Here is a 14,291-nt window from a genome sequence, read left to right as displayed (position 1 = left end):
CCACCTCTCTTATTTTTTCATTCTATCATATGTAACTCATTATATAGATTTTTTTTGCATTTGTAAAATACCACTCTTTTATATTTTTTATAAAAGAGTGGCATCCTTAATGACATTTATATTATTGTTATTAATTCCAATTACCAAATGAGAGTTATCTATATATTCTCTTATACTATGTATAACCTCATTATTCATTACTTCTCCTGCACATATTATAGGTATTCCTGGTGGATATGGTATTATATCTTCTGATACTATTCTTCCATCACTATCTTCTAACGGCACTTCCTCACTCTCCATCTGAAAAACTTCATAAGGTTCTCTTCTCTTCTCACATTCTATATAATTGCCTTTTGTTATACTACAATCATTATTATATCTAAGACTCTCCATATTGACATTGCTTGTTACCTCTAAAAGCTTCTGTAATTCTTCTTCTCCCTGGCAAGGTGATAATATTATAACCACTCCTGATGTAAATGCCATCTCACATTGAATCTTATTATTTCTATAATATTCAAGTAACTTATGTCCACTATATCCATTATCTAACTTCACTATAAATCTACTCTTATCTACAACATATCCATCTTGTAGATCTTCGTTAGAAATAACCTTTATTCCATGTATACAATTCATCTTATCTTTATAATGTTCTGCTATATTGATTAATCTCTTATAGTCTTCCATACCATATCTCTCTAAATAATATCTGCTATAATCTAATGATGCCATTATAAGATAAGAAGGTGAAGTTGTCATAAAAGCACTATAGTAATAATCTATATATTTATTATTATCATTTACCAAAAGATACGACCCACTAGTTAAAGCAGGTAATGTTTTATGTGCACTAACTATAGTATAGTCTGAAAAAGATGCTAGAGAAATAGGTAAATTATCACATATTCCATAATGTGCACCATGTGCTTGATCTACTATTACCTTTAATCCTTTAAGTTTTAAATCTAATATTATATCCTTAACATCATAACTTATCCCATAATAATTAGGTGAAGTTAATATTATACCTTTAGGATTATTGCTTTTCTCATATGCCTTATATATCTCATATCTACTAGGGGGAAGGAATATATCCTCATAGAATACAGGTTCAATATATGTTACTTTTAGTTTTCTCATTACAATTGCATTATATACTGACTTATGACAATTTCTCTCTACTATAACCTCATCACCTTCATTAAAAGCTGAAAAAATAGCTGCCATATTAGATCCTGTACTTCCATTTACACAAAAATACGCTCTCTTAACATTATATAATCTAGCTAATTTCTCTTCTGCTTCCTTTATAACTCCTTCAGGTTTATGTAGATTATCTAAAGGTTCAACTTCTGTTATATCTAATGTGTTCATTTTATTATAAAATTCTCTTCCTATGTTATCTCTAAGAAAGGCTTTTCCTGCTTTATTGCCTGGCATAGAAAATGGTATATTATGTTCACTATTATATTGAAGCAAAGCTTTTAATAAAACTGGCATCTTCTTCTATTCCCCTTTAATTATTTGTATCGCAATATTACCAAAAACCTTTGACACTACATTCTTAATATCATCTATAGTTATATCTTGTGGAATAATATATTCCTTACCTAATATACTATTTATGGCTAATTCTTTTGCCAAAACTATTCCTTGATCTTCTTTAAACAATTTCTTTAATTTATATTGTTTCATCATCTTATTTATATCAATTGAATTATAATTTATTCTATCTATATTCCTTATAACTTCTATAGCTTCATCAATATTTTTTTCTTCTGTATTAAAGAATATCTTATATAGCCCTATATGTTTCTCATAATTAATACTAGTTAATACATCATATACTAGAGACCTTTTAGTTCTTAATTCATTAAATATATAGGAATTAACTCCTTTTCCATAATACTCATTAAATATATATAGAATACCTACTTCTTCTACTGATAGGTTACTTATATCACTTATTATTTCAACTCTAGAAGTGTTACTTCCATGTTTTACATCTGTATATATTCCTAATTTTATTTCTTTAGGATTCTCTTTTTTATTTGTATTTTCTTTCTTACTCCATATAGAAAAATGTCTATTTACTATATCTATTACATCTTCTTCATCTCTATCAGTAACTACTGATATAACTGCATTTTCAGGATTATATAACTTATTATAAAATTCTATTACATCTTTATTTTTTATATTATGTATAGTTGTTTTTTTCCCTATTATAGGATATTTCAATCGATTATTTATTGCATTAAGAAATAATTTATCTTCACAATATTGCTCTAAATCAGAATCCCATTCTTGTAGTTCTTGTACAACAACCTTCATTTCTTCACAAAATGCTTCTTCTGTAAAAGTAGGATTAATAAGTATATCAGCGAATAATTCTATTCCTTCTTCTATATCTTCACTTAATAGAGAACCATAATATATTACATAAGGATAATTAGTCATTGCATTCTGAAAAGCAAATATATTATCTAATTTTTCATTAATATCATCCTCAGTTCTTGTTATAGTTCCTTTATATACTAGATGTTCTACTGCATGTGCTACACCATATATAGAATCTTCCATAACTGCACCTGCTTCTAATGCTAAACATATAGAAGATAGATTAGAATTCCTCTTCTCATATATTAGTTTCATGCCATTATCTAATGTTGTGCTTTTCATATACTTATCAACCTCTTTTAGAAAATTATTACTCAACGTCTGCTGCTTTTAATGCAATCGCACACTCTATTCTCTTCTTTTGCATTTTACAACCAACTTCATATGGTATAGTCATATCTCCATTGAAGTTAACATTGTTAGCCTGACATCCTCCACTACAATAGAATCTAGCCCAACATTCCTTACATTTTGGTTTATTGTATATATGAGCCTTCTTGAATTTTTTACTTAATTCCTTATCAAAAGTATCATCATATACTGAACCTAATTTATATTCTTCTCTTCCAACAAATTGATGACAAGGATAAACTTCTCCTTGTGGCGTAATAGCTACATATTCAAATCCAGCTCCACAACCAGAAATTCTCTTATATACACAAGGTCCTCCTTGTATATCTATATTAAAATGATAGAAAGTGAATTCGTCTCCTTCCTTCTTTCTTCTTAACATTTCGTTATATAACTTGTCATAATTATCAAAAATAGTAGGCAAATCTTCTTCTCTCAAAGCTAACGGATGTCCATCTTCAAGTACAACTGGTTCTATAGATATTTCTCTAAATCCTTCATTAAGCATAGCAACAACATCATTATAGAAATCTGTATTTTCTCTAGTGAATGTACCTCTTACATAATATGTCTTGCCTTTAGTTCTCTTAGATATCATCTTTTTGATATTAGGTAGGATATCATCATATGATCCACTTCCATCTACTTTTATTCTAACCTTATCATTTACTTCTTTTCTTCCATCTAATGATAATATTATGTTACCCATCTCTTTATCCATGTAATCCATCATCTCATCTGTTAAAAGAGTAGCATTAGTAGTCATAGTGAATCTAATATTCTTCTTCCATTTAGCTTCATTATCTCTAGCATATTGTATTATCTCTTTTACAGTGTCCATTATCATAGTTGGTTCTCCACCAAATAAATCTATCTCTATGTTTTTTCTAGGACCACTCCTCTTTATTACATAATCTATAGCTTTCTTTGCTGTATCAACAGACATAACACCTTTATGTCCATTATATTCGCCTTCATCTGCAAAACAATATTTACATCTTAAATTACATCCATGAATTATATTTAAGCATATAGCCTTTATGTAATCTCTATCATCCATTGATGAATGAGCTATTTCTTCATATCTATCTCCTGAATATAGTATCTCTTCATCTGCTAATTCTTTTATTTCATCATAAGCCTCTTCTATGTCTCTTGATGCATATTTTTCTTGTAATCTAGATATAACTTTTTCTTTGGATTCTAATCTCTCATCATCTAATATGTCATAAACCAATTCATCAATTACATGAACTGCTCCAGAATTAACATCTAATACAAAATAATCATTTCCCTGTTTAAATTTATGAATTAATGCCATTATATATACGGACCTGCCCTTCAAAATTATTAGTTTCTTAAAAAGGCAGTATTTTTAAGTACTGCCTTTAATAATTAGTTGTTTTCGCACTCTAAGTTTGCGACTGTACAAGATGTCTTGCAAGCTGATTGACAAGAATTAGCACATTCTTTACAACCAGGTTTACATAAGCTGTTTTTTATATTAGTCTTGTTAACTGTTTTAATATGTTTCATCATGACACCTCCATCTTACCTTTTTTCTTAAACATTATAACACATATCTTTTTCAATTGATAATTGTTATAACAAATTTATTAATATTATTTTTCTATATTAGCTAGAGCAATTCCAAATGAAACTAATATAATTGCCAATAATACATTAATTCTAAAAATATTCTCACCTAAAAATATTCCAGATAATATTGTTCCAAATACAGGAATCAAAAAGTTAAATAATGCAATTTTACTAACTTTGTTATACTTTAATAATTGAGTCCACACTAAAAAAGCAACTGATGAAATAAGTGCCATATATATAAGAAGTACTATTGAACTAATAGAATATATTATTAATTTTCCACCAAAAACATATCCTGTAACAAGAAGAATAATGCCACCTATAGATAATTGAAATCCTGTAACTATAGCTGGATCAATATCTTGAGCTACTTTCTTACTGTATATATTAGCAATAGAAGCCATTATGGTAGATAATAAAACGCATATATCTCCTATTAATATTTTATTACTAATAGCTGTATTGCCCCCTTCTAAACTAACTAATAACACACCTATAAATCCCATAATACAACCTATAATCTTACCTTTAGTAATTTTGTCATTCTTATATATAAAATGAGCAAATATTATACTAAAAAACGTTCCAGTACCATTTATAACTGATCCACTTACACCAGTTGTATACGCCAATCCAATATAAAAAAATGTGTATTGAAGACTTGTTTGAATTATTCCCAAAATTATTAATTGTAATATAGCTTTTTTATTTAACTTAAAAGCCTTTTTATCTCTAATAATCTTATAAATAATCACTATAAGCCCTGCTATAAAAAATCTATATCCTGCAAAAACTAGTTTAGAATACACATCTCCTGCTTCTATAGAAAATAATTTATATCCTATCTTAATAGAAGGATACGCACTTCCCCACAATAAACATGCTATAACCGCTAGAATAAATATATTACTGTTCTTCTTATAAAATTTCTCATCCATTGTAAAACCTTCTTATTAAATATAATTATTACCAAGCTAAGCAATACTTAGCTTGAGCCAAAACACAATAATTATACATTACATACATTTTAATAGCAAATAATAGGCATTCCTGCTTCTATATTATTAAATATAGTATTAGCTAAGTTATATGGAGCATTAACACATCCATGAGATCCTCCATTCATATATATCTGTCCTCCAAATGCACCTCTCCATGTTGCATCATGTATGCCAATTCCGTTATTAAAAGGCATCCAAAATGATACATTGGATTCATACCCTTCTCCTCTAAGCACAGCATTTCTCTCTTTGTATGCCAAGAAATACACTCCAGCTGGTGTAGCACAATTATTAGCTACATTACCAGTCACCACATCACCTTCCACAATAAGAGTTCCATCTTTATAAAACCATAAGTGCTGATTAGCTAAACTTATCTCCACATAGGTATTTCCTATATCATTTCCTTCATAACTTAATGCTTTCTGATAAAATGCAGGTTCTACTTCTTGTTTTTTCCCTTCTTTTATATAACTTATAATCTGATCAGTTTCTTCTTCTTTGTCTATTAACCATCCATAAGTTCCACCAGACACTTGAATTATATTTCCATAAGAATTTTTAAATTCTCTTGCTTTACCAACTGTATTAAAACAATCTGAAATAGAAAATACATATTCCGCTATTTTTTCTTTATCTATAATTACATTTAGGTTCTCATCTACACTAAGCCAATCTTTTATAATATCTGAATTGATATTCATCTCTTTATCGCCTTTTTTTATTGTAATATTTGATGATACATATCTATTTAATTCATCTCTAGTCTTTATAACTTGCTTTGAATTCTTATTGTACTTTGGACCATCATAACATTTTTCAATATTAACTTCATTTTTCCCCTTATTTATGGCTTCTTTTATTGCTTTTTTTAATTTTTCTTTATTTACTACTGCTCCCTTTACCTCATCTATGATCTTATATTCTCCATTAACATATTCATAACTTGGATTCTCATAATTGATTATATTCTCCTCTTTAAAGCAATTTAATCCTTCAATAACTTCATCTAGTTTAGATTCATCATAACTTATTAAATCAAATACTTCCGAAGAATGATTTTTAAATAATGAAGATATCCACTTATAAGACTTTTGTTCCTCTTTTATTTTATCTATACTATTATTGGAATTACTTATTAATAAAATATCCTGACCATTGATAATATCGCTTTTATTATTTCTCTCAATTATCTTCAATGTATATTTTTCTAACTCTCCATCTATTGTATCTTGTGCTTCTTCTATAGTTTTTCCAGCAACACTTATATTATTTACTTCTGAACCAAAATAGAATCGATCCATAAAATATAGAGATATTGCTCCATACATAAATAAAATTGTAATAAAGGTTATTATCAATCCTTTCAAGCCCTTTTTTCTTTTTATACCCTTCATATCCTTTCCCTCCCCATACAATTATAACACAATTGTAAATTTTTACCATAAAATTCTTATAGTTGATTACTTTTTTTGTCTTTGCTATTATAAGATATGGTAATCAACTACATAGACGAGGTATATTTTTATGAATAAAATAAACAAAAATTTTTTAAAGATGGCTTTAGCATTAGTTATTCCTCTATCTCTTCAAAATCTTATTAATGTAGGAGTAACTTCAGCTGATGTTATTATGTTAGGTAACTTAAATGAAACTGCATTATCAGGTGCTTCTCTAGGCGGTCAAATCAATTTTATTATGACACTTATTTTTTTCGGTATAACATCTGGTGCCTCAGTGTTAACTGCACAATATTGGGGGAAAAAGGATACAAATTCAATAGAACAAATCCTAGGAGTTTCTTTAAGATTAGGGCTTATAGTTTCTATAACTTTTACCATTATCACTTTTTGTATTCCAGAAACACTCATGTCACTATTTTCTTCTGATAATGATGTTATTGTAGAAGGTAGTAAATATTTAAGAATTGTTTGTTTTTCATATATCTTTTCAAGTATATCATTAGTATACTTGAATATTATGCGTAGTGTTGAAAAGGTAAAAATATCCACAGCTATATATTCTATTTCATTACTTATCAACATTATATTTAATTATATGTTTATATATGGAAAGTTATTTTTCCCTGCACTTGGAGTACAAGGTGCAGCAATTTCAACTGTAATGGCTAGAGTATTTGAAGTGATAGCTATTATATTCTATTCGCATTTTAGAAATAAGCATATAAAAGTAAGATTTAAATACTTATTTAAGGTAAATCATCTTTTATTCAAAGACTTTATTAAGTATTCAATTCCAGTCACAATAAATGAATTATTATGGGGATTAGGTACTTCGGTAAATGCAGCAATAATTGGACAACTAGGTAGTGCTGCTGCTGCCGCTAATTCAGTTGCACAAGTTACAAGACAATTAGCAACTGTCGTTTCTTTTGGATTTGCCAGTGCTGCTGCCATAATGATAGGTAAAGCTATTGGAGCAAATGATCTAAAAAAAGCTAACGAATATGGTCATTCTTTTGGAATAATAAGTATAATTACAGGTATCGCTGCCTCTATTATTGTTCTTATTGTTAGACCTATTGCTTTACATGGTATGAATCTGTCAGACTTATCAAAGGGATACTTAAGTATTATGATGTTTGTAATGTCTTACTTTGTATTGTGTCAATCATTTAATACAACAATGGTTGTAGGAATTTTTAGAGCTGGTGGAGATACCAAGTTTGGATTGTTTATAGATGCTACATTTATGTGGTGTTTTTCTATTCTGTTAGGAGCTATAGCTGCCTTTTGTTTAAAATGGAGTGTTCCTATAGTATACATAATATTACTTTCTGATGAAGTTGTTAAAATTCCAATAGTGCTTTATAGATTTAAATCTTATAAATGGCTCAATGATGTTACTAGAATTAGTAATTAAAATAGTGAGACAAATTAAAATATAATAGCATTAGTTTCAGTAACCTGATTGTTCCATATTATTTATACTAATCTTTAATTTATCATGGTTATATTATTCTATATCTACCTATAATTCTAACCCTAACAATAATGGTTACTTCCACTAAGCTTATTATATTTTAATTATTCAAACGTTATGGTGATTTCTACTATATCCATATTGTCAGCAAGTATCTTATGGCTTCAGAATTTCTATCAAATGAATTTATCTATTTTTATTTTGAAGAGCTTTCTTTATTTCTTCTTCTGATAAACCAGTAGCTTTTATAACCGTCTCAATAGGCACTCCTAATTCAAACAAATTAATTGCTGATTCTATTTTTCCTTCTCTCACCCCTTTTTTTATTCCTTCTTTTAATCCTTCTTTTAATCCTTCTTTTATCCCTTCTTTTATTCCTTCCGCTCTTCCCTCTGCTTTACCTTCTATTCTACCTTCTTTTATTCCTTCCTCTCTACCTTCTATTTTGCCTTCTGCTTTAGATTTTTCTCTCATATCTTTTAGTATAAAAGCATTATTTGCTACCATAAGTTCCACATCCTCCCTATCAGCTTCCAATATATCTATTGCTACTTCTGCTAATCTATTCTCTACTGTATTTCTTATCCAATGTTTTAATGCCTTGGTTTCAACTTCACTTAATTCACTAAAAAACAGTGCTATAGCCTGGATTCTATTTAGAAATTCTATTGCATCAATCTTCTGATCTAACAGAAATATAGCAGAAGATACATTATTACTATTTATTAATTCTTCTTTATCTAAGTCATTATTTACATCTATAATATCATAAGTAAAATTAATTAATCCATCACCAAATAATTTTTCTTTATATATTATCTTTCTAAACTCTTTTGGAACATCCCATACCTTTTCTCCATTATATAATACTATTGGTATTACAGCTGGTATTTTCATTGTTCTATCATGTTTCTTATGGTTAGCATTCTTGGAATATTCTCTAAGTATCTCTGTCATATAAAATAATAACCTCAGTGGCATAGTATAATCTACTCTTGATTGAAATTCTAAAAGTATATAGAATATCATCTCAGTTCCTTCTATCTCTGCTGTATATACTATATCACATTCTGTTTCCTCATAATCTGATGTTACATAGGACTTATTCACTAGAGTTAATTTATCTGCATCTATATGCTGCGCCCATTCGGTCTTTATTATGTTCTTAAATAAGTCTGCTGCTATTTCTTTCTTAGAATATAAATCCTTGTAGCTCTTGTCATGTAAATGATATATGTCTCTATTATATTCTTTTGTCATGTCTTCCTGCTCCTATAAATTTCTTTTTCATTTGTTTATTATGTCCTTAATTATACAGAATTATTCATTAATATCAATTAAAATAGAATAGCATATTAAAATAGAATGATATTGATTTCACAAAGCAGTTTTATAATTAAAATATAATAGTATTAGTTACAGTAACCGATTATTCCTTATTATTTATACTAATCTGTAATTCTTCATGGTTATATTATTCTATATCTACCTATAATTCTAACCTTAACAATAATGGTTACTTCCACTAATCTTATTATATTTTAATTATTTAAGCATTATGTTGATTTTTACTATATCTATATTGTCATCAAGTATCTTAAGTTATATGTATTTCTAATTAAAAAATTATTGACTTTATTTATTTTTTAATCACTTATCTTTTCAGTTAATTAATATCAAAATTATTAATGATTTAAGTAAATATTGATAATAAAAAATCCAATGTTATTTTTTTAACGTTAATATTATGATTTTCTTAATTAGTATCAATATTATTGCTTTGAATAAATCTTCATAATGAATGTTTATAATTAAAATATAATAGCATTAGTTGCAGTAACCGATTGTTCCATACTAATCTTACTAGCCTTTAATTCTTCATGGTTATATTATTTTATATCTACCTATAATTCTAATCCTAACAATAATGGTTAACTTCCACTAAGCTTATTATATTTTAATTATTTAAGCGTTATGGTTATTTTAGTATATCTGTATTGTCTGAAAGTATCTTAAGGCTTCAGAATTTCTAGCAAAAAAATTATTGAATTAATCTTTTTTTAATCACTTATCTTTTCAGTTAATTAATATCAAAATTATTAATGATTTAAGTAAATATTGATAATAAAAAATCCAATGTTATTTTTTTAACGTTAATATTATGATTTTCTTAATTAGTATCAATATTATTGCTTTGAATAAATCTTCATAATGAATGTTTATAATTAAAATATAATAGCATTAGTTGCAGTAACCGATTGTTCCATACTAATCTTACTAGCCTTTAATTCTTCATGGTTATATTATTTTATATCTACCTATAATTCTAATCCTAACAATAATGGTTAACTTCCACTAAGCTTATTATATTTTAATTATTTAAGCGTTATGGTTATTTTAGTATATCTGTATTGTCTGAAAGTATCTTAAGGCTTCAGAATTTCTAGCAAAAAAATTATTGAATTAATCTTTTTTTGATTACTTATCTTTTCAGTTAATTAATATCAAATTATTGATTTAAGTAAATGTTGATAATGAAAAATCCAATGTTGTTTAATAACGTTAATATTATAATTTTCTTAATTAGTATCAATATTATTGCTTTGAATAAATCTTCATAATGAATTTTAGTATTTCTTATAATAAAAAATAAAGATGCCGTTTAAAATGCTATACTGTCTGAGCTTTAGCGAGTTTATAGCATTTAGGCATCTTTACTTTTTTTATTATCTTAGAAATACTTAATGAAATTATGCCATTTATGAAAACATATAATATTGATACTAATCATTAGAAAACATAATTTTAATTATATCTAAATAACATTGGATTTTATACATATTATCTTATTTACTTAGAACATATAATTTTGATATTAATTATTGTGAAATATAAGTTATCTAACAATTAATATTTCAATAATTTTTTTCAGAAATTCTTAATTATGCTATTTGTGAAAACACATAATATTGATACTAATCATTAAAATAATAAATTATACAATGTTGGACTTAAATTGAATTCTTTTATAATACTCTCTACCTCATCCATACACTTCTTCTTTTTCTCTGCTGATATATTACTCTTAACAGCCCTTATAAGTATATTCTTAGGTGAATGTGCTATATCTATAAATTCTAATAATTGAGTCTTGTACCCTTGAACTTGTAATAAATTAGCTCTTATTGCATCAGTAAATAATGCTGCAACTCTCTCTTGTATAATTCCATATTCATTTACAATAGATAATTCTGAACTTTTAATCTGCTTATTCAATTCATGTTGACAACATGGTATTGAGAATATCATTTTAGCATTCCACTTTATTGCATTATATAATGCATAATCAGTTGCAGTATCACATGCATGTAATGTTATAACCATATCAACTTTATTATTATACTTAAAGCCATTAATGTCTCCTAATTCAAAGGTTAAATTATCATATCCATATCTTTCAGCTATCTTATTACATTTATTAATAACATCTTCTTTTAGATCTAAACCTATCATCTTTACATCTATGTGCTTTATCTCAACAAAATAATAATATAATACAAATGTTAAATATGATTTTCCACATCCGAAATCTAATATTGTTAAGTCTTTATAATTATTTTTCTTTATCTCATCATCAATTATCTCTATGAATCTATTTATTTGTTTATATTTATCATACATCGATTTGACAACTTTACCTTCTTTAGTAAATATCCCTAAGTCTATAAGAGGATCTATTATCATCCCTTCTTTTAAGATATAATTTTTTTCTTTATTATGTGATTTAGATGTATTTATACTATTACTTTCTTTTTTCTTAGATAAATGTGCTTTTCCTTTTTTAGATACCTTTAAATCATAAGTATAGTCATATGACCATGCATTTAATTGTTTATATTTTTCAAAAAAGTTCTCTATAACTCTATCTACAAAAATATCAGCATCTATATTCTCATGAAACACTTGTTTATCTGTATATTTCTCTATCTGATAATATACTCCTTTTGAATTTTCTTTTTGCATAATTATTATTTTGTTGTATTTATTATCTTTTGATATTTTATTACTTATTACTACTTTTTGTATGTTATCAGAACATACCTCATTTATTAGATTATATATTTCATTCATTTTTTATTACACCTTTTTCAAAATATTCTCTTAAAATCTTAAGTACATATACTTCTCTTGTTACCCATGTATTCTCTGTCCCTTTTTTAAGGATATCCTCATTCTTTTCAATAGCATCTTTTAGTTCTATCCATACTGGTCTAAATTCTTGTTCCTCCTCATATGGATCTAGATTTTGCTTTCCTGGTTCATCATATACTTCACAAAAATAATATTCTGATTTCATTTCAAAAATAGTATTGGGGATATATGTATCATCATGTCTTTCTGTAATATGTCCAATTCTCTTTGATGCTCTCTTAACTCTATATCCAGTTTCTTCCGAAACCTCTCTTCTTAAAGCATGAAGTAAATCTTCATTCTTATGAACACCTCCACCTGGAAGCTTATAATCTCCCCTATTATTATTTACCATAAGAATTTTATTATCTTTATATATAATTGCCCTCACAGCTGTTCTATTATTTCTATTTTGATTTTTATCTACATTTTCAATTCCTATAACCTTGTTAAATAACATATTGTTTCTCATTATTCCCTATATCCCCTTCTCAATAAATTAATTTATTTCTTTTCTGCTGATATATTATCTAATATATATGATAATGCCTTTACTTCTACCTGTCCTGGAGCTGATGATTGTTCCCCTGCACCAAAAGTAATACATGAACCAAATGTCTCTCCTGCTATTCTACTTATAACTCCTAAAGCTGACATTGACATAGTTATAATAGGTCTATCTGCATATTCTCTATTCATTTCATCAGTTGCAGTTAACAATGTTAAAACATCAGTAGTATCTCTAGGCATAACAGCTATTTTAGGTATATCGGCCCCTAAGCTCTGCATAGTTCTGAGTCTATCTATAATTTCTGCCTTAGATGGAGTCTTCTGAAAATCATGATTAGACATAATAACATATACATTTTTTTCATGTGCATATTCAACTAATGTTTGAGCTACCTCTTCTCCGAGAAACATTTCTACATCTATGAAATCTATGCTTTGAGTGTCTATTATAACCTTATATAATTCTATGTAGCTATTATTATCAATAGCTTTCTCTCCTCCTTCAGCCTTTGTTCTAAATGTACACAAAAGAATAGTGTCATCTATCTCTTTTCTTATCTTCTCTAATATACTCTTTACCTTGTCATTATCAAATACCTCATCATAATAATCCATTCTCCATTCAATCATATCATAAGGCTTTCCTTTAATTCTTCTTATCTGACTAATTATATCATCATCACAGCTTCCTACTATAGGTACACATATTTTCGGAATTCCACTACCTATATTCACATTATTAACCTTTATTATTTTTTTCATTGCTATCATTTACTCCTATTATTAATCTATAATTTAATACTGCTTCCTCTAAGCCATGCATGCAAAATTGTTTATCTTCTGCTACATATCTATAAAATCCTAATGATTCTACAATACGTATACTAGCTTTGTTTAACGAAACAATATCTGCAAATATAAAGTTAACTCTAGAATCTATCTTGATTCTATCTATAATATTCTTAACTGCTAATTTGCCTAATCCTTTTCCCCAATATTTCTCCTTTATCATATAATATAATCCATATCCCAAGTTCTCTACATCATCTAATATACAACCTATTACCCCTATAACTAAATTATTATATATAATAACATAATTATATCCATCATATGCTAATATATTTTTTATCTTCCTCTCTATGTCCAAATAATTATCTAATTTGTCAGAATTGGTATATTTTATAACATTGTCATTATTAAATAAATCTATAAGATCCTTAGCATATTTTTCTTCTAATTCTCGTAATTCTATCCTGTCTTCTTCCATATCATATGTCACCTTAC

At 27.0% G+C, this 14,291-nt stretch carries 12 protein-coding genes; 1 reads left to right on the top strand and 11 read right to left on the bottom strand.

Annotation, left to right across the window (positions count from 1 at the left end; genetic code table 11):
• Positions 1 to 87: 87 nt before the first annotated feature.
• The 6 genes from KQI77_RS07675 to KQI77_RS07650 form a co-directional block, all read right to left on the bottom strand.
• Entirely contained in the window at positions 88 to 1,506 is a 1,419-nt protein-coding gene (locus tag KQI77_RS07675; protein WP_216389866.1) for an aminotransferase class I/II-fold pyridoxal phosphate-dependent enzyme, read from the bottom strand.
• A 6-nt stretch (positions 1,507 to 1,512) separates the two neighbouring features.
• Complete coding sequence (locus KQI77_RS07670) at positions 1,513 to 2,688, bottom strand: pitrilysin family protein (RefSeq protein ID WP_216389865.1); 1,176 nt, start codon at positions 2,686 to 2,688, stop codon at positions 1,513 to 1,515.
• Positions 2,689 to 2,716: 28 nt separating this feature from the next.
• Positions 2,717 to 4,078 (bottom strand): thioether cross-link-forming SCIFF peptide maturase, encoded by a 1,362-nt coding sequence (scfB, locus tag KQI77_RS07665; protein WP_216389864.1) that lies wholly within the window; start codon positions 4,076 to 4,078, stop codon positions 2,717 to 2,719.
• Between the two features lie 74 nt (positions 4,079 to 4,152).
• The gene (gene scfA, locus KQI77_RS07660; protein ID WP_216389863.1) at positions 4,153 to 4,293 is read right to left on the bottom strand and encodes a six-cysteine ranthipeptide SCIFF; all 141 of its coding nucleotides are present in this window, start codon (positions 4,291 to 4,293) and stop codon (positions 4,153 to 4,155) included.
• An 86-nt stretch (positions 4,294 to 4,379) separates the two neighbouring features.
• Complete coding sequence (locus KQI77_RS07655; RefSeq protein ID WP_216389862.1) at positions 4,380 to 5,297, bottom strand: DMT family transporter; 918 nt, start codon at positions 5,295 to 5,297, stop codon at positions 4,380 to 4,382.
• An 89-nt stretch (positions 5,298 to 5,386) separates the two neighbouring features.
• Entirely contained in the window at positions 5,387 to 6,757 is a 1,371-nt protein-coding gene (locus KQI77_RS07650) for a L,D-transpeptidase family protein (protein WP_216389861.1), read from the bottom strand.
• A 130-nt stretch (positions 6,758 to 6,887) separates the two neighbouring features.
• Here KQI77_RS07650 and KQI77_RS07645 point away from each other — a divergent pair, with 130 nt between their 5' ends.
• Positions 6,888 to 8,243: an MATE family efflux transporter gene (locus tag KQI77_RS07645; RefSeq protein ID WP_216389860.1), complete on the top strand. Its 1,356-nt coding sequence runs from the start codon at positions 6,888 to 6,890 to the stop codon at positions 8,241 to 8,243.
• A 246-nt stretch (positions 8,244 to 8,489) separates the two neighbouring features.
• Here KQI77_RS07645 and KQI77_RS07640 read toward each other — a convergent pair whose 3' ends face one another.
• From KQI77_RS07640 to KQI77_RS07620, 5 genes are all read right to left on the bottom strand, one after another.
• Positions 8,490 to 9,563, bottom strand: a complete 1,074-nt coding sequence (locus tag KQI77_RS07640; protein ID WP_216389859.1) for an Rpn family recombination-promoting nuclease/putative transposase — start codon at positions 9,561 to 9,563, stop codon at positions 8,490 to 8,492.
• Between the two features lie 1,722 nt (positions 9,564 to 11,285).
• Positions 11,286 to 12,434, bottom strand: a complete 1,149-nt coding sequence (locus KQI77_RS07635; RefSeq protein WP_216389858.1) for an SAM-dependent methyltransferase — start codon at positions 12,432 to 12,434, stop codon at positions 11,286 to 11,288.
• A complete protein-coding gene (locus KQI77_RS07630; protein ID WP_253289387.1) occupies positions 12,427 to 12,966 on the bottom strand; it encodes an NUDIX hydrolase in 540 nt (179 codons plus the stop codon). Before KQI77_RS07630 ends, KQI77_RS07635 begins: the two co-directional genes overlap by 8 nt.
• 32 nt (positions 12,967 to 12,998) lie before the next feature.
• Positions 12,999 to 13,766: a type I 3-dehydroquinate dehydratase gene (gene aroD, locus KQI77_RS07625; protein WP_216389857.1), complete on the bottom strand. Its 768-nt coding sequence runs from the start codon at positions 13,764 to 13,766 to the stop codon at positions 12,999 to 13,001.
• Positions 13,744 to 14,274: a GNAT family N-acetyltransferase gene (locus KQI77_RS07620; RefSeq protein ID WP_216389856.1), complete on the bottom strand. Its 531-nt coding sequence runs from the start codon at positions 14,272 to 14,274 to the stop codon at positions 13,744 to 13,746. Before KQI77_RS07620 ends, aroD begins: the two co-directional genes overlap by 23 nt.
• Between the last annotated feature and the right edge of the window lie 17 nt (positions 14,275 to 14,291).

This window comes from Clostridium sp. MSJ-8, from assembly GCF_018918325.1.
GTDB lineage: Bacteria > Bacillota > Clostridia > Clostridiales > Clostridiaceae > Clostridium.
Note: the sequence above shows the minus strand (reverse complement) of the source record. Positions and strands in the feature narration are given on the sequence as shown.

Excerpts from the sequence above, each read along its gene's own strand:
- KQI77_RS07630 (WP_253289387.1), bottom strand. The coding sequence starts at position 12,966 with ATGAGAAACAATATGTTATTTAACAAGGTTATAGGAATTGAAAATGTA.
- KQI77_RS07635 (WP_216389858.1), bottom strand. The coding sequence starts at position 12,434 with ATGAATGAAATATATAATCTAATAAATGAGGTATGTTCTGATAACATA.
- KQI77_RS07620 (WP_216389856.1), bottom strand. The coding sequence starts at position 14,274 with ATGGAAGAAGACAGGATAGAATTACGAGAATTAGAAGAAAAATATGCT.
- KQI77_RS07670 (WP_216389865.1), bottom strand. The coding sequence starts at position 2,688 with ATGAAAAGCACAACATTAGATAATGGCATGAAACTAATATATGAGAAG.
- KQI77_RS07655 (WP_216389862.1), bottom strand. The coding sequence starts at position 5,297 with ATGGATGAGAAATTTTATAAGAAGAACAGTAATATATTTATTCTAGCG.
- aroD (WP_216389857.1), bottom strand. The coding sequence starts at position 13,766 with ATGAAAAAAATAATAAAGGTTAATAATGTGAATATAGGTAGTGGAATT.
- KQI77_RS07675 (WP_216389866.1), bottom strand. The coding sequence starts at position 1,506 with ATGCCAGTTTTATTAAAAGCTTTGCTTCAATATAATAGTGAACATAAT.
- KQI77_RS07650 (WP_216389861.1), bottom strand. The coding sequence starts at position 6,757 with ATGAAGGGTATAAAAAGAAAAAAGGGCTTGAAAGGATTGATAATAACC.
- scfB (WP_216389864.1), bottom strand. The coding sequence starts at position 4,078 with ATGGCATTAATTCATAAATTTAAACAGGGAAATGATTATTTTGTATTA.
- scfA (WP_216389863.1), bottom strand. The coding sequence starts at position 4,293 with ATGAAACATATTAAAACAGTTAACAAGACTAATATAAAAAACAGCTTA.
- KQI77_RS07640 (WP_216389859.1), bottom strand. The coding sequence starts at position 9,563 with ATGACAAAAGAATATAATAGAGACATATATCATTTACATGACAAGAGC.
- KQI77_RS07645 (WP_216389860.1), top strand. The coding sequence starts at position 6,888 with ATGAATAAAATAAACAAAAATTTTTTAAAGATGGCTTTAGCATTAGTT.